Source organism: Chryseolinea serpens, assembly GCF_900129725.1.
GTDB classification, from domain to species: Bacteria; Bacteroidota; Bacteroidia; order Cytophagales; family Cyclobacteriaceae; genus Chryseolinea; species Chryseolinea serpens.
This window is the reverse complement of record NZ_FQWQ01000001.1, coordinates 2,517,729-2,539,931: the sequence shown is the minus strand read 5'-3', so window position 1 is coordinate 2,539,931 and position 22,203 is coordinate 2,517,729. Positions and strand designations below refer to the sequence as shown.

General features: G+C 50.9%; 19 protein-coding genes. 11 read left to right on the top strand and 8 right to left on the bottom strand.

From position 1 onward, the window contains the following. Nucleotides 1-7 precede the first annotated feature (7 nt). The 5 genes from BUB30_RS10075 to BUB30_RS10055 form a co-directional block, all read right to left on the bottom strand. Complete coding sequence (locus tag BUB30_RS10075) at nucleotides 8-550, bottom strand: cysteine hydrolase family protein (protein ID WP_073133285.1); 543 nt, start codon at nucleotides 548-550, stop codon at nucleotides 8-10. Nucleotides 551-737: 187 nt separating this feature from the next. Next, a complete protein-coding gene (locus BUB30_RS10070) occupies nucleotides 738-1,373 on the bottom strand; it encodes a hypothetical protein (protein ID WP_143164846.1) in 636 nt (211 codons plus the stop codon). Between the two features lie 13 nt (nucleotides 1,374-1,386). Next, entirely contained in the window at nucleotides 1,387-1,752 is a 366-nt protein-coding gene (locus BUB30_RS10065; protein ID WP_143164845.1) for a hypothetical protein, read from the bottom strand. Nucleotides 1,753-1,757: 5 nt separating this feature from the next. Next, nucleotides 1,758-2,423, bottom strand: coding sequence for a DUF2306 domain-containing protein (locus tag BUB30_RS10060; RefSeq protein ID WP_073133279.1), 666 nt, complete (start codon nucleotides 2,421-2,423; stop codon nucleotides 1,758-1,760). A gap of 115 nt (nucleotides 2,424-2,538) precedes the next feature. Further along, nucleotides 2,539-3,189, bottom strand: coding sequence for a hypothetical protein (locus BUB30_RS10055; RefSeq protein WP_073133277.1), 651 nt, complete (start codon nucleotides 3,187-3,189; stop codon nucleotides 2,539-2,541). A gap of 85 nt (nucleotides 3,190-3,274) precedes the next feature. Here BUB30_RS10055 and BUB30_RS10050 point away from each other — a divergent pair, with 85 nt between their 5' ends. Next, complete coding sequence (locus BUB30_RS10050) at nucleotides 3,275-3,916, top strand: hypothetical protein (RefSeq protein ID WP_143164844.1); 642 nt, start codon at nucleotides 3,275-3,277, stop codon at nucleotides 3,914-3,916. Nucleotides 3,917-4,252: 336 nt separating this feature from the next. On the opposite strand, the gene BUB30_RS10040 is transcribed toward BUB30_RS10050, so the two are convergent. Beyond that, entirely contained in the window at nucleotides 4,253-6,949 is a 2,697-nt protein-coding gene (locus BUB30_RS10040; RefSeq protein ID WP_245804058.1) for an ABC transporter permease, read from the bottom strand. Nucleotides 6,950-6,952: 3 nt separating this feature from the next. After that, a complete protein-coding gene (locus BUB30_RS10035; RefSeq protein WP_073133271.1) occupies nucleotides 6,953-7,285 on the bottom strand; it encodes a PadR family transcriptional regulator in 333 nt (110 codons plus the stop codon). Nucleotides 7,286-7,490: 205 nt separating this feature from the next. On the opposite strand from BUB30_RS10035, the gene BUB30_RS10030 reads away from it, so the two are divergent. The 6 genes from BUB30_RS10030 (at nucleotide 7,491) to BUB30_RS10005 (ending at nucleotide 13,106) form a co-directional block, all read left to right on the top strand. Continuing rightward, a complete protein-coding gene (locus tag BUB30_RS10030) occupies nucleotides 7,491-8,627 on the top strand; it encodes a serine hydrolase domain-containing protein (protein ID WP_073133269.1) in 1,137 nt (378 codons plus the stop codon). 12 nt (nucleotides 8,628-8,639) lie between these two features. After that, on the top strand, nucleotides 8,640-9,818 hold the full coding sequence (locus BUB30_RS10025; RefSeq protein WP_073133267.1) for a cystathionine gamma-synthase family protein: 1,179 nt from the start codon (nucleotides 8,640-8,642) through the stop codon (nucleotides 9,816-9,818). A 423-nt stretch (nucleotides 9,819-10,241) separates the two neighbouring features. Then, nucleotides 10,242-11,336 (top strand): fatty acid desaturase family protein, encoded by a 1,095-nt coding sequence (locus BUB30_RS10020; RefSeq protein WP_073133265.1) that lies wholly within the window; start codon nucleotides 10,242-10,244, stop codon nucleotides 11,334-11,336. Between the two features lie 67 nt (nucleotides 11,337-11,403). Then, complete coding sequence (locus BUB30_RS10015; RefSeq protein ID WP_073133263.1) at nucleotides 11,404-12,267, top strand: sigma-70 family RNA polymerase sigma factor; 864 nt, start codon at nucleotides 11,404-11,406, stop codon at nucleotides 12,265-12,267. A 27-nt stretch (nucleotides 12,268-12,294) separates the two neighbouring features. Next, the gene (locus BUB30_RS10010) at nucleotides 12,295-12,654 is read left to right on the top strand and encodes a hypothetical protein (protein WP_073133261.1); all 360 of its coding nucleotides are present in this window, start codon (nucleotides 12,295-12,297) and stop codon (nucleotides 12,652-12,654) included. A 260-nt stretch (nucleotides 12,655-12,914) separates the two neighbouring features. Next, on the top strand, nucleotides 12,915-13,106 hold the full coding sequence (locus BUB30_RS10005) for a cold-shock protein (RefSeq protein WP_073133259.1): 192 nt from the start codon (nucleotides 12,915-12,917) through the stop codon (nucleotides 13,104-13,106). Nucleotides 13,107-13,591: 485 nt separating this feature from the next. On the opposite strand, the gene BUB30_RS10000 is transcribed toward BUB30_RS10005, so the two are convergent. Continuing rightward, nucleotides 13,592-14,044 carry a cold-shock protein gene (locus tag BUB30_RS10000; RefSeq protein ID WP_073133257.1) on the bottom strand — a complete coding sequence of 151 codons (453 nt, stop codon included), beginning with the start codon at nucleotides 14,042-14,044 and terminating at the stop codon, nucleotides 13,592-13,594. Between the two features lie 392 nt (nucleotides 14,045-14,436). Here BUB30_RS10000 and BUB30_RS09995 point away from each other — a divergent pair, with 392 nt between their 5' ends. From BUB30_RS09995 to BUB30_RS09980, 4 genes are all read left to right on the top strand, one after another. Continuing rightward, entirely contained in the window at nucleotides 14,437-16,200 is a 1,764-nt protein-coding gene (locus BUB30_RS09995) for a purple acid phosphatase family protein (protein ID WP_073133254.1), read from the top strand. A 179-nt stretch (nucleotides 16,201-16,379) separates the two neighbouring features. Next, the gene (locus BUB30_RS09990; RefSeq protein ID WP_073133252.1) at nucleotides 16,380-18,629 is read left to right on the top strand and encodes a ligand-binding sensor domain-containing protein; all 2,250 of its coding nucleotides are present in this window, start codon (nucleotides 16,380-16,382) and stop codon (nucleotides 18,627-18,629) included. A gap of 117 nt (nucleotides 18,630-18,746) precedes the next feature. Next, nucleotides 18,747-20,969 (top strand): ligand-binding sensor domain-containing protein, encoded by a 2,223-nt coding sequence (locus BUB30_RS09985; RefSeq protein WP_073135036.1) that lies wholly within the window; start codon nucleotides 18,747-18,749, stop codon nucleotides 20,967-20,969. Nucleotides 20,970-21,073: 104 nt separating this feature from the next. Further along, complete coding sequence (locus tag BUB30_RS09980) at nucleotides 21,074-22,186, top strand: acyltransferase family protein (RefSeq protein ID WP_073133250.1); 1,113 nt, start codon at nucleotides 21,074-21,076, stop codon at nucleotides 22,184-22,186. The last annotated feature ends 17 nt before the right edge of the window (nucleotides 22,187-22,203 follow it).

Below are 22,203 nucleotides of genomic sequence, written 5' to 3'. Positions count from 1 at the left end.
CGACGGCTCACAGCTCAATTTCTTCCGCGCGCTTCATGACGATCCGGCCTTTGGTGGGATTTAAATTTCTCCACACCCAATTGTAGTGTTCCACTATTTTTTGGGCGCTCAGGTGCGATCGCTCCCCGGTGGTATGGCCGTCTCTCACAACGTTCACGATGTAGTTTTTGGTCAAGGCCGACTGGATGCTGGAGTCGATACAGAAGTCGGTGGCGCTGCCGGTGATAAACAACTCGTTCACCTGCCGTTGATCCAGGATGGTCTGCAATTCGGTTTCATAGAAGGTATCATTTGCTGTCTTTCCGATGCGGATGTCGCCGGGGGAAACCGTCAGTTCCGGTATAAGTTCCCAACCGGGTGTGCCCGGCACGTATTCGCCTTGAGCCGCTCCATCGTGTTGAACTAAAATAACGGGGAGCCCCGCCGCGCGAAACTTTGCACTTAACGCATTGATTCGGCTCACAACGCCTTCCATGTCGTAGCACGGCGCACCCGGCGGAAACGACTCGTTTTGCATATCGATGATCAACAAGGCCTTTCGATTTTCCATTTTAATTACCCGTTTGTGAAGTTCTCGAATCCAGGGTACTAAAATAACAACTCTCTGTTTTAGCGTGAAGGATCCTTTAAAAGAAATTAGAGGTGTCAGTCCCGGGCCAACAAACGCCTGTCCATCATCCGGCAGATCATGGACGGGCGTTTGAAAAGATCACACGCTTTTGGTGAAAATGACAGCCTCACGGTTTCCTGTATTCAATCTTATTGCCCAAACGGAGATCCGACAAGTTTACCTTTACCATGTAATGATCGTTATCGTTTGGCTGAAACTCCCGGTCATTGTTTTTGTCGCGTTGAATATTCAGAAGGACAAAGCCGAGCTTTTCATAGAGCGTGAAGGAAACAACGTTTTCAGACTCCAGGGTGAGGGGCTTTAGATTTTCACCGTGAGTATCCGAAACATATAGAATAAAGGGATCGCGCTCGTCAATTTTTCCATTGCCGCTATAGTCTTTGTTTTTGACCAGGAAGAAGATCCACGGCTTTGAAAGACTTTTTTGGCGTGACTCACCCCGGCGGCTGCTGTAGGAATAGAAATCCGGCGCCTGAATATAGGTGTCGCTTGGGAAGAGGGTTTTGTAGGAGTCGGAGGTAAAGTCATACACAATGTAGTTTGCATAGTAATTGCCCCAGGTCTTCATCTTGTCGGAAGAGAAAAGATTGGCGTCATACCGATAGGGTATCAACATCGTGGAGGCCGAATCGGTGACCCAGGGCTCATCGAAAGACCTGGAGGAAGAAGTCTTTTCCTGGCAAGATGCCAGGTGACAACCGGTGACAAACGCGAACGCCAGAAACAGACAAATAGATCGCATGCTTTTCTTTCGATTAAGGATTGATAATCAGGGTGTCTTTCCCGGTTAAGACAACTTCTTCGAGTTCTTTCTTCACAACCATCGAATCTTCGAACTGAATAGCCCGGCTAAACATTTCTGCTTTTAAGTTTGATAATTTGTCCTTCGAACTGATCTGCTCTTTTTTGTAGACTTTCTTTCCCTGCTCGGATTTTTGTGCGTCGGATTTCTGATACTTCCGGCGATGGTTGTTGACGGCCAGTGTGTCGCCACCTGCTTTCCGGTCCGTGTCTTCATACCGGCGGACGTATGTCGTGTCCTTTGCCGCGTTTATTCCGGGGTTCAGCCAAAAGACAATGATCGATGTAACAATGACGCAAAGCGCCAGAATTCTTCTCATGGGTTTCATATGGATTGGGATTTTAGTGAATGTGACTTTTTGATTTCAATAAAAAAGATAATGAGCTCGGCCATCAGGAAATTGCCAAATAAACCGAGCCATTGCGAGATGGCATAGTTGTCCTGGTAAGGGACATTCAGCAGGAAAAACAAAATGTGAAGGATCCGGAACGACAGCACCACGGAAGCGATCGCATAGGAGCGGATCATATAATGAAAATGCCCGACCTTATCTCCGCCTGCGATCGCCTGATAACCCCGGTACGTAAACACCGCCAAAAGAATCCCCTGCAACATAAAACCAACCTGGGTAATGAAGCCTCCTTTGGCATAACAAGCGAGATACATGCCGGTGGGGCAGACTAAAGTCAACGTCACCCATACGTATATTTTCCCCATCACCTGGTGAAGGTCAAGCGCTTTTTTGAAAAACCTGCGGGTGAAAAGAACGATGGGGCTGAGCAAACAAATAACTCCGGTGGGGAGATGAATATAGAAGGCAACGTTCCAGAAGATATCCTGTTGCGCGACTCTTTTTTCAGGCAGGATGCCGTATTCGCCACCGTGCGTAAAATACAACATGGCGTTGTGCGACAACAAAAGCGAAAAGAAGATCAGCGGCACCCAAAGAAGGGCAGCCGGGAGGAGCGATAGGATCTTGCGATGAATCATATCCGAATGTATCCACCCCACCGCATGGCCGGAAGCGTCATTTAGGGAACCCGGGAGGGCACTTAGCGAGGACGTGGTTTCGCTGAGCGGAATATTGATGCTTGGGGCACTATACCTACGGATTGAGAGATTCGGTGACTATTTTTCCGTTTGAATGAATGACAAAACGCCTTTTCACGGTGTCGACACTTGCGACATCACCGTTGTCGGCATAGGTGATCATTGACTCTGTTTGGAGATAAGTGGAGTCGTTTAAAAAAATGCCGGATTCCTTACTAGTCACGTTCTCGTCCCCGCCATACGCTGTCAACACGGCGCGGTCTATATAATTGTAAAACTTGTCCACCGTATACACACAGATGTATATTCCTATTCCCGAATCTCCCATGGCCGTGACGCGCTTCGTTCCATTGCCCATTTCCCGGAATGATTTGGGGTAACCAGAAATAGGAAGCGGTTTTAAGGAATCATTTACGAACAGACGTTTCGTACCAAAAAAACTCAAATCCCCCTCGTGGTAGTGAATGTCATCCACAGAATATCTCCGAAGCTCGGGCTCTTTGAAGCTGGCTACAAACTCGGCCACCGTGATCGTGTCGATTTTGACAGGAACATCGGGGTTCGCAGGATTGTCCGGGAGAACCACGCTTGGCGGTGTTGAATCTTGGCTTGCTACCGGTTGATCCTCAAGGGGTACTGACTTTTCGGGAGACCTGCAGGAAGCTGCGCACAAGACAAAAAGCAGGAGTATCCTATACTTGATCATGGGCAGAGGGGATGAATTGGAAACTTAAGCAATATCCGTTCCCCAGGCCAGGCGCGCGACTAAAAAATAAAACGGGCAAATGATAATGACAATTCTATCTTTGCTGCTCGCCTATGCGAATGGTAGCTGTTTAAATGAACGTCACAACGGGAACGCTATGAGTTTCTTCCTATCGCTAAAAAATCGCTCTGTTCATCCTATTATTCTCCCCCTCGGCTGTTGCGCAAGATACATGCCGACGATCCGGAAGAGTCGGATTGTGCTCATGCTGGTGCCATTGATGATTTTGGCAGTCGCTACAGCCCAGGCACAAACCCAACGCGTTGCATTTTCTCCTGTCAGTCAATCCATTGCCGGTGCGTTGTATTGGACGTCCAGTCCGGTTAAGGTCGCCTATGTGCCGAGCTCTGATATGAGGAATAGGGGAGTGAGAATGGTGGCGTTTGGCGGAGCGCTGCAGGTTGCCGGAGTCATTTTAGTGGAGGTGGGCCGCAACGAGAGTAGGAACTATAACCAGCAAAACCCGGGAGTACGCCACCCCAACAACAATAGCGGTGATCTGAAGATGTTCGCGGGTGTCGCCCTGGTAGCCGCCGGAACCGGTGTCGCTATTCCTGGAATGGTCATTTGGATCAGGGGTGCCCAAAAAATGAAACGTGCTATGGAACTAGAGCAGAGCGTCCGACTCAACATCAGCCCGATGCCTTCATTGATCTATCGGTTTTAACGGGTTAACCGTCATCAAATTCCCGCTTTAACCCATTTTCTCGATCATTTTTTTGTTGCACGCATGCCTTCTTCGTTGGTTAGATATCCGGGGTTCCCATCATTGCATAATCCCGCCTTCATACTCGATGTCGACAACGCCTCTGAATTTTTGATTTTTTTTATGATGTCGACATTCGCACAAAGCTGATGGCCTTGGAGCTGCCAAAGAAGTTGGAGGAGAGAAGGAGCATTGGCCCGCGCAGCTCGCCGCATCGCTACAGTTTCGACAAACGAAAATAGGATAAAGCGTTGAAGGAAGGTCTGGCCTTGGGCTAAACCTTCCTCCTGCCAAAAATTATTCACTGCGCAACGAATTCACGGGATTCGATGCGGCGGCTTTTATGGATTGGTATCCCATGGTCAGCCAGGCAACCAGGAAAGCCGATACCCCCGCCAGCACATAAACCAACACACCCACCTCCGTTTTGTAAGTATAACTTTGCAGCCACCATTTCACGGCAAACCAGGAGATTGGTGCGGCAATAATAAAAGCGATGACAATGAGTTTGCCAAACTCCTTGGAGAGCAACAGCACGATGCTGGTCACGGTGGCGCCGAGAACTTTCCGGATGCCGATTTCTTTTGTGCGTTGCTCGGCCGTGAAAGCGCTCAACGCAAACAATCCCAGGCAGGCAATGATGATGGCGAGCCCGGCAAAGATGGCAAAGATCTTTCCAAGCCTTTGTTCCGTGGCATACATGCTGCTGAAGTCATCGTCCAGGAAAGTATATTCGAACGGTTGGGTCGGCGCCATCTGCTTCCATTTCTTTTCAAGGGCAGCGATCACGTCATTCACATTCTTCGACTCGAACCGGAAGGAGATAAGCCCGTTGCTCTTCGAGAGGAATATGCCCAGGGGTGTGATGTTGTCGCGCATGGATTCAAAATGAAAATCTTTGACAATGCCCACGACGGTGAAGACATCGCGCTTTTCTTTGTCGATCGAATTATTCTCCGTGGATTTGAACGTTTCTATTTTTTTGCCGATGGGATCGCCGTCGATGTTAAAGGCTTTGGCAGCTGCCTCATTGAGGATGATGCCGGTGGAATCCGAAACAAAGTCGTGCGAAAAGTCGCGGCCTTCCTTGATTTCCATCCCCAGGGTTTTGATATAGTCATAGTCGACATAGAACCCTTGCATACCGACCATATTGTCTTGGTCGGGTTGTTTTCCCTGTGGCCAGTAGGTGCTGTTGTTCCGGTCGGTTCCGGCCACGGGCAGTGACCCCGAAATGGTTGCACTCAGAATGTGGGTATTCTTCAACATTTCGTTCTTGAAGCTTTCCAGTTGATCGCCCATGGCATGCGCTTCCCGGATGACGATGACCTGGTCTTTGTTAAATCCGATTTTCTTCTCCTGGATGTAGGTGAGCTGCCGGTTGATGGTGATCGTGCCCACAATGAGGAATATGGAAATGGTGAACTGAAAAACCACCAGGCCGCTCCGGATCAAACCGCTTTTCATCCCCAACGCCAGCTTTCCCTTGAGCACATTGACAGGCTTGAAGGCCGATAAAAAAAAGGAAGGATAAACGCCGGCCAAAGCACCAACGAACAAGGACAGCCCCACAAACAGAACGAGAAAATTGGGATCGCCTACCGGAATATGCAAGCGCTTGCCCGAAAGCTCATTGAACGTGGGAAGGAACACGAAGGCCAACCCCAACGCCAGCAGAAACGCCATGACGCTGATGAGCACAGACTCCAGCAGGAATTGACGAACCAGGTGCGAGCGAAGCGATCCCAATACTTTTCTGACACCCACTTCCTTCGCACGATTGGCAGAACGGGCAGTAGACAAGTTCATGAAGTTGATACAGGCAATGACCAGTATAAAAAGAGCGATAGCTCCGAAAAGATAAATATAGACGATGTCACCGGCAGGCTCCACTTCGATCATGGTCTTGGCATGCAAATGCACGTCCGTTATCGGCATGAGCCAAAAGTCGAATTTACTGCCATCGGCGGCGAGTTTCTCGGGCGTGTTTTCCGCGCCCAGGAATTCCCGGATCTGGGGACCAACATATTTTTCTTTCATCCCGAGGAATTTCTTTTCCAGCGCTTTGGCATCGGTGCCTGGCTTCAGCAGGACATAGGTGTGAAAATTATTGTTTAGCCACACCGTGCCTTTGCTTTCCTCACTGTTCAGCATCGACACCAGTATTTCGAAGTGAAACTGACTGTTGTCGGGAAAATCTTCCATGACGCCGACGATCTTATTGTTCCAGTTGTTGAAGAACGTGAGCGTCTGCCCGATGGGATTTTCATTGGGGAAATATTTGTCGGCGATTTTGCGGCTAACGACGATGGTGTTGGGTTCGGTGAGCGCTTTGGAAGGATTGCCATGAAGAAACGGAATGGTGAAGACCTTGAAAAACGAGCTGTCGGCATAGGCGACATTCTTTTCCTTGAAATTTTCCTGGTCTCTTTTTACGAGATAATTTCCCTGGACACGGATCCGGGCGACGGCCTCCACTTCGGGGTAGTCCTGAAGCAAGGCCGGGGCAAGCGCGGGTGGTGTCACCGCCATGTCATAGTCCAGGTTGCCGAATTTGATGCGGAAATTCACCCGGTACAGGCGATCGCGGTTGACGTGCTGCGTGTCATAGCTCAACTCATTTAAAATAAAGAGCGAGATGATCAAACAGGAAGCAACACCCGTTGCCAGTCCCGCAATGTTGACCAGCGAGTAGAAACGATGTTTGGTGAGATTGCGCAAGGCAATCTTGAAATAATTCTTGAACATGAGCTTTGTGGTTTGAGTATCGGTGATGAGAACTTGTCGTTGTGTTTGTCGTAAACCGGTGGTATGGCCGAATCGCTTTAAGGCGTGGTGATAGGCATCGACGAATCTTTTGCCACCCTCCATTTCTTTTTCCACGAGAATGCAGAGGTGATCAAGAACTTCTTCCTGAAAACCCTCCAGGACAATGCCCCGGTGGCCAAGGTCCTTGACGATGTAATCCATATGTTCGCTCGTGAGCAATGACATACCTTAACCTACTTTTACCTGCAATACCGCAGACATGGTCCTAATAAAATCTACAAATTCGGCCACCCTGTCCTTGGCCAGGGCTTTCCCTTCCGAGGTCAACGTATAATATTTCCGGACGCGCTTGCCGATGTTTACGACCTCGGTTTTGACCAGCCCGTCGTTTTCCAGTTTATGCAGGGCCGGGTACAGTGCGCCTTCCGTGAGCAGGATCCGGTCTTGCGAAAGCTCACCCACCATTTGCGTGATCTCATAGCCATACATTTTGCCATTGTCTTTTAACACCTTTAAAATGATGGTTTGCAGGGTGCCTCTTAATAATTCGGTTGGATGCATAAACTGTTAATACATAGAGTTCTTATGCATTAGACGCTTATTTTGACGCGGGGTTACAATACGCCCGGAAATAATCTCAAATCCCTCCAATCCAAGCATTTTCGGCCTTTTTTCAAAAAAAGACGCTCGCTACGGCGCTGCCAGAATTGGAACAATACGGTATATTGAATAGCTTGACCGATTGTCTATTTTAATAAAGAAGCCCATGCTTAAATACTGTACGCTCACCTTATCTCTCCTGCTCGTTTCTATTTTTTGCGCTGGTCAGAATCCCCAGGCGGAAAAAGAATTGCAATCGGTGATCGACGACCTGGATGTGGTTGGCCTTTCCGTGGTGGTGGTCAACAAGGGTGATATCGTCTACAAACATCAATTCGGGATGCAGGATGTGGAAAAGAACATTCCGCTTAGCGACCGCACCCTTTTCCGGATCGCGTCCATATCCAAATCATTTTCCGCCGTCACCATCATGCAACTCATCGAAGCGGGGAAACTTAGCCTCGACGACGACGCCAGCAAGCTGGTGGGCTTCGCCGTAAGAAATCCAAAATTCCCCGACAAGGTCATCACGCTGAAAATGCTGCTCTCGCACACCTCCAGCATCAATGACAGCCAGGGCTATTTCTACCTGGACCTGATCGACCCGGCGAAGAATCCCAACTGGGCCAAGTGTTATGGCGACTATGCTCCCGGGGCAAAATACCTCTACTGTAATCTCAATTTTAATATGATCGGCGCCATCATCGAACGGCAAACCGGTGAGCGATTCGACCAGCGCATCAAGCATCGCATTCTCGACCCGCTGGGACTCTATGGAGGCTATTGTGTCGACTCACTGGATGCCTCGCGCTTTGCTACGTTGTATGATTATGATTCCCTGAACAAACGTTTTACCCCCATGCCACAAGCCTATGCACCCCGCACGGAAGATATCAGGAACTACACGATGGGATACTCCACGCCGGTATTTTCACCGACAGGAGGCATGAAGATCACCGCCGAAGACCTGGCGAAATACATGACCATGCACATGTATAACGGATCGTATAAAGGCGTGAAGATCATGTCGGCAAAAAGTGCTGAAAAGATGCGGGAAAAGATCTCCGAAGAAGAGGGCTATGGCATGGCCATGCGTACCGCCACGGAATTGATCCCTGGAAAAGTATTGAAGGGTCACACCGGCTCGGCCTACGGACTGTACAGCGCCATGTTTTTCGATCCCAAAGACAAATTCGGATTTGTAGTGATCACTAACGGATGCATTCCCGATAACCAAAGCGATATCCGGAATGTACTGAGCCGGTCCATTGCTATTCTATACAACAACATCATCAAAAAGTAATTCGGGAAAAGAATGAAATCGACATACAAAAAAGGCACCGATGCCGTATGGGCAGGCGAGGGCAACGTCAACACAAAAGGTGCGACGACAACACCGATCGTCAACAGCGTAACGTTCGCTTACGAGGACCTGGACGAATGGCACAAAGTGGCCACGGGGAAAGAACCCGGTTATATCTATAGCCGCAACACCAACCCAACGGTGGCGGCACTGGAGGAAAAGATCCGCGTGTTGGAAGGGGCGGAGGCAGCAACCTCGTTCTCCACAGGCATGGCCGCCATCAGCAACAGCCTGTTCACATTTTTAACCGCCGGCAAAAGAGTGGTCTCATTAAAAGATACCTATGGCGGCACCAGCAAAGTGTTTCTCGATTTTCTTCCCAACTATAAAGTAGATGTAAAACTTTGCGACACCACCGACCACGAGATGATCGAGGCCGAGGTGGCCAAAGGATGCGACCTGCTCTATCTCGAAACGCCGACCAACCCCACGCTGAAGATCGTTGACATCAAACGCCTGGCAGCAGCGGCAAAAAAAGTAGGAGCGATCACTATGGTGGACAACACTTTTGCCACCCCGATCAATCAGAATCCCCTGGAACTTGGCGCTGACCTGGTCGTGCACAGTGCGACAAAATTTTTGTGTGGCCATTCCGATGCTATGGGTGGATTGGTGGCAGGCAAAGAAGAATTCGTGAAGAAGATTTTTGGTTTCCGCGAGATCAACGGTGCGAGCCTGCAAGCCGATCCCGCCTACATGATTGCGCGTGGAATGAAAACGCTGGAGTTGAGAGTGGAGCGTCAAAATGCGTCGGCGTTGAAGATCGCAAAGTATCTCCACCAGCATCCCAAGATCAAAGACGTTTTCTACCCGGGCTTGGAAAGTCATCAAGGCCATGCCATCGCCAAATCACAGATGCGCGGCTTTGGAGGGATGATGAGTTTTTCATTGGATGGCGGCTGGGAGCTGGTCAAAAAATTTCTTCCGGCGTTAAAGCTTGTTCACCTGGGAGCAAGCCTGGGATCGGTCAGCACCCTGGCTGGCCCTCCGCGAACGACCAGTCACGTGGAGCTGACCGAGGAACAACGCCGGTTGCTCGGCATTCCGGAAAGTTTGGTGCGCTATTCTGTTGGCATCGAAAACGTAGACGATCTCCTGACAGATTTGGAGCACGCATTGAAGAAAATTTGATGGCTATGCGTTGATGAAAATTTTTTATGACGTAAGGTTATCGTCGAAAGCATCACATCGCGCAAGAAAAATTTAACAAGACGTTCTTTTGCTGACATCGGAGCGTTGTGTTATGAACTGGAAATGCAACTTGAACGTTAGCTAATAAAGGCGTAACCAGAGGGTAATATGGCCCTTTTCACTCCTTTTAGAGACAATAGGTTCGTAACTTAATTGGTCGTATCTTTACGCGTCAATTGCGGATTCTTTTAATTCACTGCCGAAATTTCGCCTCGGAATTGTAGTTTCTTAATCCTTTCCACAATTAATACGGAAACTTTTGTGTGAAAGCACATCTTTCACACGTGTGGTAGTGCCTGCAATGGGAGTGCATGGGTCCAATGGAGTCGTTCACCTCCGTTTTTAATTCTTATTTCATCCAGAATGCAACAACCGAAGTCATTAACTTTTGCGACGTCGAATCGCGATTTTTCAGTTACGCTCAATAAGCGCGTCAACGAGTACTTTAAAAATCATAACATCAATCGTCATGCAAACGGCGAAATGGTGGTGAAGACTGTCGTTATGTTTGCGGCTTACTTTGTTCCCTATAGTCTCATCCTGGCCAACGTCGTGACGGGTAACCTCGCCATGCTGGCATCGGTAATCGTGATGAGTCTGGGGTTAGCAGGGATCGGCCTGTCGGTCATGCACGATGCCAACCACGGCGCCTATGCCAAAGAGAAATGGATCAACGTGCTCATTGGATACTCCCTGAACCTGATTGGCGCCAACGCCTTCAACTGGAAGATGCAACACAACGTGCTGCACCACACCTACACCAACGTACACGAGGAAGACGAAGACATCAGCCCGCGGGGAGCGCTGCGCATGACGCCGCACACCGCCTGGAAAAAGGTACACAAGTACCAATTTATCTATGCATGGTTCCTGTATGGACTCATGACCATCGTTTGGCTTTTCTTCAAAGATTACGTCCGCATCGTTCGCTATCATCAAACCGGACTGGCCAAGAAACAAAATGCCAACATCACCACAGAGTGGATCATTCTGATTTTTAGCAAGCTTTTGTACATCACGTATATTTTTGTGTTGCCCGTGTTGTTCACCCCCTTGTTGTGGTGGCAGATCATCATCGGCATTGTGTTGATGCACTACATCGCCGGTTTTATCCTGGCCATCATCTTTCAGCCCGCACACGTCATTGAAGGCACCGAATTTCCGTTGCCCGACGACGCCAACATGCTGGAAAACAATTGGGCCGTACACCAACTCCTGACCACCACGAACTTTGGAAACAAAAGCCGTTGGTTCTCCTGGTATGTTGGCGGACTTAATTTTCAGATCGAACATCATTTGTTCCCCTCCATCTGTCACGTGCACTACCGGAAGATCTCCGGCATTGTAAAAGAAACCGCGACAGAGTTTGGATTGCCGTACAAAAGTACGCGCACCTTCTTCCAGGCGCTGGTTTTGCATGGACGGTTATTGAAGCAATTGGGCGCACGCCCGGTTTGAGGTTTGACGAAATCTTCAGGAAAATATTTTTTCGGTGTTTTGAGTAACAGGTTTAATCACCCGCAACATGAAGCAGCTTAAGATTACCAAGCAGATCACCAACCGCGAAATGCAATCGCTGGATAAGTATTTGCAGGAAATCGGCAAGGTGGATCTGATCTCAGCCGAAGCCGAAGTGGATTTGGCGCGACGGATCCGGCAGGGTGATGCGGCGGCGCTCGACAAAATGGTGAAAGCCAATTTGCGCTTCGTGGTTTCCGTGGCCAAGCAATATCAGAACAACGGTCTCGCCCTCGGCGACCTGATCAACGAAGGCAACCTGGGCCTGATCAAAGCCGCCATGCGTTTTGACGAGACGCGGGGTTTTAAATTTATTTCCTATGCCGTGTGGTGGATCCGCCAATCCGTGTTGCAGGCATTGGCCGAGCAGTCGCGCGTGGTGAGACTTCCGTTGAATCGCGTAGGGGCTCTCAACAAAATGCACAAGGAGTTCGCCGCGCTCGAACAAAAATTTCAGCGCGAACCTTCTCCGGCAGAGCTTGCCGAATCCATGAATGTTTCGTTGGAAGAAGTGGAATCCAGCATGCGCTTCACCGGGCGGCAGGTTTCAGTAGATGCACCTTTAAGCCAAGGCGAAGATGGCAGTTTGCTGGATGTATTGGCCAGCACCAGCACCGAAACACCGGACGCCAATCTCATGCTTCATTCCATGAAGGGCGAGATAAACCGCGTACTGGCAGCGTTGACGAACCGTGAGTCGGAGGTGATCTCCAGCTACTTTGGTCTCAACGGCAACCATCCCATGACACTCGATGAGATCGGCACCCGCTTCAACCTGACACGGGAGCGCGTGCGCCAAATAAAAGAAAAGGCCACCCGGCGTCTGCAAACCCTGAGCAAGGGCAGATCGCTGCGCGCCTACCTGGAATAAATCCCCTACAGCAAACCAATCCTTCAAATGGACATCTTGAATTCTATGACGCCAACCGTTTACCTTTCTTTGTGGAATAAGTATCGCCCCGTGATCGTGCACCTTATGCTGGCTGCCGGCGACGGCCCGCAGCAATACAAACTTTTTAGTCACGAGTTCAAAGCACTCGCGGCAAAGGAAAAAACGTTCTCTTTTGTGTTGCAAGCCTTCCGGGGCAAGTCGACCAATGGCATCCGGAAATCATTCGCCGCGCAAGACTTGCTGAGCATGCTCAACACGTCGCGCAAGGCCAGCGAGCAAATGGAGAAATATGGCTTCGAATTCAAGCTCGACAGTCAGTTTGTGCTGCATGTTACGCGCTTACAGCCTGCGGAGGAGCAAGCATAGCCTATTCGAACCCATTCCGACAACGGTGTAATTACCGGTTGCCGGAATAGGTTTACCCATAATAAAGGTTTACCTTTGTGACGTAGTTCAAGTGAATCGGAAACAAGACTGATACATCGTTGTCTTTTTTCCTTCTTTAATTTCCCAATCCCTCATTACACTTCGCCCTGTGAATTCCTCGGGCAAAATTTAATGTATCGTATCGGTGATTATCGGGCTGGCTGCAGCGTAAAACGATGCTTTTAATAAAACATTACAAAATGCAAGGAACAGTAAAATTTTTCAATGACGCCAAAGGTTTTGGTTTCATTAAGCCCTCGAACTCGAACGAACAAGACATCTTCGTTCACTCCTCCGGGCTGATCGACGAAATTCGTGAAAACGATGAAGTAGAATATGAAGTGGAAAAAGGCAAGAAAGGCTTGAACGCCGTGAAAGTGAAACTGGTTTAATTCCACTCTCTTCGATAAAAAGCAAAAGAGGCTGTCTCAAAAGGACGGCCTCTTTCTTTTTTAAGAGGTTTATTCGCGCTGGTACTAACGTTGCTAACGAGCAGAACAACTTTGACGATCCCTTCAGATACACATTTCGGATTTTAATAACCCCAGGCTTTAGCCTGGGGTTAGCATGACCGCTCGCAACTGCGCCACGCGCGCATTTTACTAGCAGCACGAACGTTCATGGCGCACCTTCACTACCTCTGGCTTCGAAGAGCAATCGGGCCACTCTGCCCAAAGGATACGTCCCGTTCGAAGAGAGTGGATCGGCGCGTTGCTCCCCGGGGCAGTGTGTACGGTCGGCGCCATGAAAAGTGAAGATCGATTCAGCTTTCCTATGGTGCCATTTTCAGTTCGTCCGCTAACCCCAGGCTAAACTTGGGGTTATAAATAAAAAGGCTGCCCTGTTTAGGCAGCCTTCTTTTGCGGTGAGGCAAAATCTATTTCAGTAATCTTACTTTTATAGCGTTCAATCCCTTGGGACCTTGTTCGGTCTCGAAAGTCACCATGTCGTTGTCTTTGATGGTGTTGAGCAACACGTTGCTGGAGACAAAAACGTTCCGGCCAGTTTCGTTGTCTTTGATAAAGCCAAATCCCTTGGCATAGTTAAAGAACATCACCTTTCCTTGCCGGGTCTTCACGTGAACGGTTTCGCCGGTGTTGCGCGATCCGGTAACAATGTCGGCAGTGTTGATAACGCTCTTCTTGGCGGTTACGTCGGGTGGTTTGTTGGTCAGGTTGCCGTTTTCGTCAACGTAGGCAACCATATTTTCCCAAGAGGTGTCTTTGGGGGCGGCTTTGCGTTCTTCTTTGCGCTGCTCTTTTTCTTTACGCTTCTGTAATTTTCTTTTTTCGAGGTCTTTTTTACTGAATGATTCTTGTGGTCGGGCCATGTAATGTGGGTTGGTGAAAACTTTGCGGAAAGGGGCCTTGGTGAATCGGGATGGCCTAGGAGGCTAAGTTTCTCTCAAAACAGGAAGGATGTGTAAAGATACGGTTTAAAATCCAAAACCGTGTGACCGGAATAAAAACTATTCTGCCTGTCAGGATTTTGCGCGTTTTGAAGTATTCTATGCGCAAAACCCCACGTCAATGCTAACGGATGCAGTCTACTTTTGAACTTCCTGGAAAGGCCGGCCGCAGCAAGAGCGATCTTTCTGCAAAACACACGGTGTTGGACGGCTTTGTCTGGGGTAGAAAATTTCTTAGTTTGGGTACAGGTAAGGGCCGGCTAGATGTTTGAAAAAGCATTCCGGCTCCTTCCTTTTTTGACAACGCTGATTATATGCGCTACATCTTCATCGCTTCCATTTTTATTTCTTCACTAACATCCTGTCACAAAACGCCACCCCAGTCCCAAGGTTCTGTGGCCGCCGTGATGGACACGGTGATCAGCCGGCTCTATGCCAACGTGCCGGAAGCGCAATTTGCCAAGATCGACGACGCCTTTATGCGTCAGTTTGTGACCGATGCGGAACGGCATGTGCTGGCGACGCGCTATCAGTATTTTACAGTGAACGTTCCGGTAACAGTCTCCATCATGCGCGACAAAGGTCAGCCCGTTGTTCCCTTTTGGCTGGAACCGGCAGGGTTCGCAAAAACAACGATGGAGGTGACGAACGAGGAGTATACCTACGAAGTATGGCAAAAAGATTTTCCGGCGGGCCAGGTCGAACTGGGGATCAATGGTTTTGACAAACACCGCCCGGTCTATTTTGTGAGCGTTGCACCACAGGACAAAACAGCGAAGCTTGTCCTTTCGGATGTCTATCCCGGCTACCCCGTTGACACATTGCGTGTGGGGGCGTTCACGTATCACGATTGGTCGGGCCTGGTGATCACAAAAGTTCCCGAAGCCTTGCAAGGCCAGGCGCTGTTCACCACCGTCCGGGGCCGGGCGCGCGAGGCACACGTCGTGGATGCCTTTCGGAAGACCCAGTTTCCTTCTCACGCCGAACCCGACCAGGTCCTGCTGACCTGGAGCGCCTCACCCCAAACCAGCATCGATGTGCAATGGCGGACCGCACCGGCTGTGACACAAGGTGAAGTGAAGTATTGGATCGAAGGCACCACCGACACGTTGACAACAAAAGCGTCGCGCAACCAAATCCAGGACCGCATGCTGTTCAATGACCGGTACGTCAACCGGTTCACCGCGCAGCTCACGAATTTGCGCGCCGGCACGCACTACGGCTACCGCGTGGGTGCAGGCTTGGGGTGGTCGACCGTGCGATCGTTCCAGACCGAGCCGGCGAAGACGAAGGATTTTACCTACGTATGGTTTGGCGACACGCATTGTTTTCCCGATTCGGGTAAGCTGGTGTCGTTGGCCGACAAGAACAATAAAGACGCAGCCTTCTACTCCATCGCTGGCGACATCGTGAGCACGGGCCTCAACCGCGACGACTGGGATCATTTGTTTGGCTATTCGCACGACGTGTTTTCATGCAAACCCCTGATGCCCGTACCCGGCAACCACGACCGGCAGGACGGTTTGGGCGCGCAACTCTACTACGACTTGTTTAGTTTACCCAAAAATGGGCCCCGCGGCGTTGACACGGAATCGAGCTATGCTTTCGAATATGGCAACGCGCTTTTTATCATGATCGACGCCACTTCCGAAGTCGATGCCCACACCCCCTGGATCGAAGAGAAACTGGCCAACACCAAGGCCACCTGGAAGTTTGTGATGTTTCATTTCCCGCCCTACAATTTTGAAGAACCTTATCTCGATATTCAACAGGCTTGGGTTCCTCTTTTCGACAAATATCATGTCGACATGGTTTTGGGTGGTCACATTCACTACTACATGCGCTCCAACCCGATGTTCGCCGGAAAAGTGGTGGACAACTTTGGCAAGGGCACGGTATATGCCATCTCGATCAGCATCCCCAGCCATCACGAGGCCATGACACCGGAGCCTTACGCCGTGAAGCAATACGACAGCGGATACTTTTATCAGCGCATGGAAATCCATGACAAATCGCTCACCTATACGGCGGTGGATAGCGAGGGCGCGGTAAAGGATACGTTCACCATTCGGAAATAGCGGACCTGAGCGCAAGGGTAGCCTCATGAACCAGTCGACGCCGGGTGGCCAGTAGCCGCAAAGATCCCGGATCGGTTCATCGTGCGTTAACATTCCAATGATATACGCAAAATCCTCCTTGAGCTTCGTTAAAAATTTGATATCCTTGCTTACGCGCAAAAGCTGTGCGACTCCCCTTTATGATGCAACGACTTTTTCTACTGTTGTCGTGCGCGCTCTGGTTTGCCTGCAAGCAGAACGCCCCGGCGCCTCCTAAACCCGCTGAGACGACCGTATTCCGTGACACCGTGTTTTGGCAGGAATATCACGAAGGTTATACCACTCCTGCGAGCATTGGCGAAGTGCGAAGTCTCGCGGTGGATGGCAAAGCCAACGTGTGGATCGCCACACCGGCGGGCGTCTTTGTGAAAAAGAACAGATCCATGACCTGGGAAGCCGCGCTGCCGACCGTTGAACAAGGCCCTGCATTTTCAGTAGTGATAGACAAGGACTCCGCGGTCTGGATGAGCACTTGGAGGGCCGTGTTTAGGATGAAGCATAACGTGGTGACCAAAATGGAAGGGGCCACGTCGCCGCTAAGCGTGTTGTGTGCCACAACAGAAGGAATGTATGCCGCAGGTCCCAGAGGCGTATGGCTCTTCAAAGAGGAAGGATGCGAGAAAAAGAACTACGTCGTTGCCCGTTCCATCCGCGACGTGATCTCTGATGGTGACGAAGGTTTGTGGCTCGCAACGGATGTAGGCTTATATCATGCCGGCCGCGACAGCACGCAACACCTCATGGATACGACCGATCTGTTGAGTGCCTACATTCGCGGGGTTGCCTTGGAGGATGGCGGGCAGGTTTGGGCTGGGGGACTTGGAGGGGTCACGGTATTGCAGAACGGGAAGAAAATGAGAACGCTTGGACCGGATGCAGGCATGCCGTCGATCCACGTGAACGCTGTACGCCGCTCGCCGGTCGGCGTGATGTGGATCGGCACCAATGTGGGTGTCGTGCGCTATGCAGGCGATCACTCACCTTCCCTGCGTTTCAGCCGGCGATGGTTGGTCGACGACAAAGTGAACGCCATTGCTTTTGATGCCGACGGAAATGCCTGGCTGGGCACACCCCAGGGTGTGAGCGCCATCAAACGAAAACGTATGACGCTGGCCTCCAAGGAACACTATTTTTATGATGTGCTGATGCGCCGTCACATGCGCGAACCGTGGATCGCCGGACAATGCAGGCTGCTGCAAGAAGGGGACACTACTCACTGGAAGGCGGAAGACGACGACAACGACGGCGAATTCACCAGCAACTACCTGGCGATGGAAAGCTTTCGCTATGCCACCACCAAAAGCGAAGACGCAAAAGAAAAAGCCCGTAAAGCTTTCCGGTTTTTGAAACTCCTGCAAGAGGTGACGGAAACCGATGGCTTCTTTGCCCGCACCATCGTGCCCACGGAATGGACGTTCTACCACGACGGCAATCGCTCCTACACCGACCGCGAACGGGCCGACGAAGAAGTGAAAGAACCCCGCTACAAACCCGTGGAGGTGCGCTGGCACAAATCGCGCGATGGCAAATGGTTGTGGAAAGGCGACACCAGCAGCGACGAGATCTGTGGACACATGTTCGGCTATTTTATTTACTACGATCTGGTAGCCGATGAAGCAGAGAAAAAGGAAATCCGCGCGCACGTCTCCAAGATCGTCAGCCACCTGATGGCCCATCAGTTCACGCTGACCGACATCGACGGACAACCCACGCGTTGGGGCGTTTGGTCACCCGACCGGCTGAACCGCGATCCCGAATGGACCCCCGACCGCAGCCTGAATTCGATGGAGGTGCTGTCGTTCCTCAAGTTTGCTCACTACATCACGGGCGAGGAAAAATTTCAGCAGGAATATCTCCGTCTCATCCAAACGGAACACTACCTCGACAACATGGCGAACGTCCCGCATCAAAATCCGGCGTGGTTTATCTATTTCGACGTGATCCTGGCGGCCTACCAATATCCCATCTTGTTGAAAACCGAAACCGACCCCAAGTTGAAGCAGTTTTACGAAAACCATATCGACCAATGGCTGGAGCGGCGCAAGGGCGATCACAACCCGTTGATCAATTTCATCTATGTGTATGCGCGGCAACAGAAAAAAGAACTGCAGCCCTCGGTAGAGTTTCTCACCGACACGCCGCTCGACCTGGTAGACTGGAGCATCGACCACACGAAACGGGAAGATGTGCACGTCGTGCATGCGCCCGTGTTAGACGACGTGCAAGTGGATGCGTTGCCACCGGCCAGCATCCGGTCGACGGTGCGTTGGGATAAAAATCCGTGGGGCATCAACCCTGGCGACCACTTTATGGAGCGCGAGCCGGTGTTTTGGTTGTTGCCGTATTGGATGGGACGATACCTGGGGATGATCGGGGAACCGGCGGAGTGACGATCGGTGAAGATAAACTGGCCGTTGCGCAAATGCATCCTTCATAAACGTAAAATCCCACAAGCGCCTGGTGATTTTTTGATATTCTTGTCCATCCTAAACCGAAACGCCCTTTCCATGAAATATGCGCCGTGGACCTTCGTCCTGCTCACGATCTTCTTTCAAGCCTGTAAACAAGATGGCCCTGCCAAATTACCGACCCAGCCGGTCCACACGGACGTTGCATTTGTCCAGGACTACAGTATCAAATATGGTCTTGCCGGGGAAGGGATCACGTTGAAGAATGTGGTGAGCGATCGCAATGGCGTGATCCAGGTTTTTTCGTCGGCAGGTTTGCTGAAGCCTTTCGCAGGAAGTTTTCTCTATCCCGGGACATTGGTGGTGGACCGTACCTATCGACCGCTGGCGGATAAAAAGATAAAGGCGTTGGAGGTCTGTGAACACCAATTTGTCTATGTCGACGACAAGGCCGTGCTCAGCAACGCCTGGGCTGGTGAATTGTACATGCCCCACACGCTCCCCACGGTGACGCGCTTCAAGGGGAACCGCGAAGGCTTTCTGCTTTCGGATGGACAGCAACTGGAATACGTGAAAAACGGAAAGTCTTTGTGGAAAGAAAAGCACGCCGAAAACATATTGGACATGGCCTTCGATGAGACCACCGCTACATTTTGGTTGCTGACCGCCAATTCCCTGCAATCATTCTCCACAAAAGACCAAACCCTGAAGACCGTTTTCTTAGGAAAGGATCTGACCAGCTTTGCCCTGACCGGAAAAGGAAAAGAGGCCGTGATCGGAACGCGCGAAGGCTATGTAGTGATCGACCTCACCTCGGCCACCCAAAAAGGCGAACGCCAGACCAAACTTCCCTGGACGGAGATCACCTGCGTGAGAACGATCGGCGACGACCTGTGGTTTGGGACCACACGCGGCGCTTTCAAAATACGTCACGACGGAAAGTTTGATCACTACGCCTCCAAACGCTGGCTCCCCAGCGACCTCGTGGTCGATATCGCCGAAGGTCCGGAGGGATCCATCCTGATCCTGACCGATCAGGGGCTGGGACAAATCGTATTAAAAAAAATGACTTTGCATGAGAAGGCCGACTATTTCGAGCGCCAGGTTCGCGCACGTCACATCCGGCACGGCTTCAATGCCACACTGGGTTATATGAAAGACGGCAGCCTGGCCACCGGCTCGTTGGAAGACTCTGACAACGACGGCTTGTGGACGTCCATGTACCTCGGCGCAGAAGTGTTTCGCTATGCGGTGACCAAGTCGGACGATGCGCTGCAAAATATTCGCGAGGCCACCGAGGCCATGGAGCGGTTGTATTCTATCAATGACTTGAAAGGATTCCCATCGCGCTCATTCGAGCGGAGGGGGTATAAGTATGACGACAAACCCTGGCGCCGTGCGGGCGATCCGGAGTGGGATTGGAAATCGACCACGAGCAGCGACGAAGCCATCGGTCACATCTTTGCCTTTGGCGTGATGGCCGAGTTGCTGGACGATCAGGACCTGAAACACCGTGCCGTCACCCTCATCGACTCGCTGATGCAACATGTGCTCGACAACAACCTCTACCTCGTGGATTGGGATGGCAAGCCCACGGTGTGGGGCAAATGGAATCCTGACTATGTGAACCAAAGACCGTTTGGTGTCGGCGACCGGAAGATCAATTCTTCCAACATCATCGCCATGTTGCAAACTGCCTATCATTTCACAAAGAAGGAAGCCTACAAAACAAAGGCCTTCGAACTCCTGGACAAACATGGCTACTTCAAGAACCTGATGTATCCCATGAGCAAGATCGGCATGGCCGCGCCGGATGCCGACGACTGGAGCAAGATGCTGTCGGAGGCGTGGAATCATTCGGATGATGAGATGTATTTTGTGGGCTATTGGGGTTTGTATCGCTATGCCTTCAACGACACACTGAAGACGCGTTACAAAGAATCGATCATCGACCACTGGCAGGCAGAGCGGCCCGAGAAAGAAGGGGCGTGGAATATTTTTACCGCACTCACGGGCACACCCGATTTCGATTTGAACGAAGCCGTTTGGTATCTGCAAGAATATCCGCTGGACCTGATCCACTGGAAAGTGTCGAACGAACACCGCCGCGACATCGAGCGCATCGAACCCAACTTCCGCAAGCAAACCATTCGCGATGTGCTGCCTCCTGACGAACTACCCATCAACCGCCACAACGCCAACCGCTTTGACCTGGATGGCGGCGATGACGGCGCATCGGAATACAGCGCGGGCGACATTTGGTTGTTGCCGTACTGGATGGGACGTTATCTGGGTGTGATCAGCGCACCCGTTGAAAAGTGATGTAGTGGAAGAAGATAGCTTTATCATCGGGACGCCCTGCGTCTCAACGGGAGCCCTGGGCAGACCGGATTTAAAAAAGCTGAAAACTGCGTAAACCGATACCTATGAACGAATCGCTCCCCTCCACCCCGGCCACGCGTCTCACCTCGCTGGACGCCATGCGCGGGTTTACCATCGCCGCAATGATCCTGGTGAACTATCCCGGTAACGGCGAATTTATTTTTGAACCGTTGGAACACGCCGCGTGGAACGGGCTGACACCAACCGATCTCATCTTTCCATTTTTTCTGTTTATCGTCGGCGTATCGATAGTGCTGGCGTTCACGCGGGCATTGGAGCAAGGGGTGGCGAAGGGGGTGTTGTACAACAAGGTCGCGTTGCGGGCGCTCAAGATTTTTGCTGTCGGAATTTTCCTGACCCTGTTGCCGTATTTTCATTTTTCAGAATTGCGCGTCACGGGTGTGTTGCAGCGCATCGCCATCGTGTTCCTGGTGTGTTCTTTTCTTTTTCTGAACGCCTCGTTTCGAACGTTGGTTTGGGTTGGGGTGGTGACGCTCGTGGCATATTGGCTGGCCATGGTACTCATTCCAACACCGGGACAGGGACGCGTTGTGCTGGACCCTGGCAACAACCTGGCGGCTTGGGTGGATAGTAAATTGTTGCCGGGCCGCATGTGGCAGGGCACGTGGGACCCCGAGGGGATACTCAGCACATTTCCCTCGATTGTCACCGGGATAGGAGGGATGCTGGCCGGCAGGTTGCTGCTGAGTTCGCGAACGCCACACGAAAAAACAATCCTATTATTGATCGCTGGCTTTTTAGCGGTCGTGTTGGGATACCTCTGGCACTTGACTTTCCCGGTAAATAAAAATCTGTGGACCAGTTCCTTTGTGTTGATCACCGGCGGACTGGCTGCCCTGGTGTTGGGTACGGCCTACTACGTTGTGGACATCTGCCACTACGTCAAGGGAACGCTGCCGGGAATTATTTTTGGGGCCAATGCGATTGCGGTTTATTTTATTTCTGAGGTGATCTCCTACCTGTTCTACCTTGTGCCCTTTGGAGGCGCACCACTCAACGAGCAATGGTTTGCGGCCCTGACGCACTTCGGAGTGGCGCCGAAAATAGCGAGTGTGCTCTATGCGATGCTCTTCGTGGGCATCAATTTTATTCCGGCGTATGTTTTGTATCGTAAGAAGATCTTCATAAAATTATAATAACCCGTCGCGGCCGG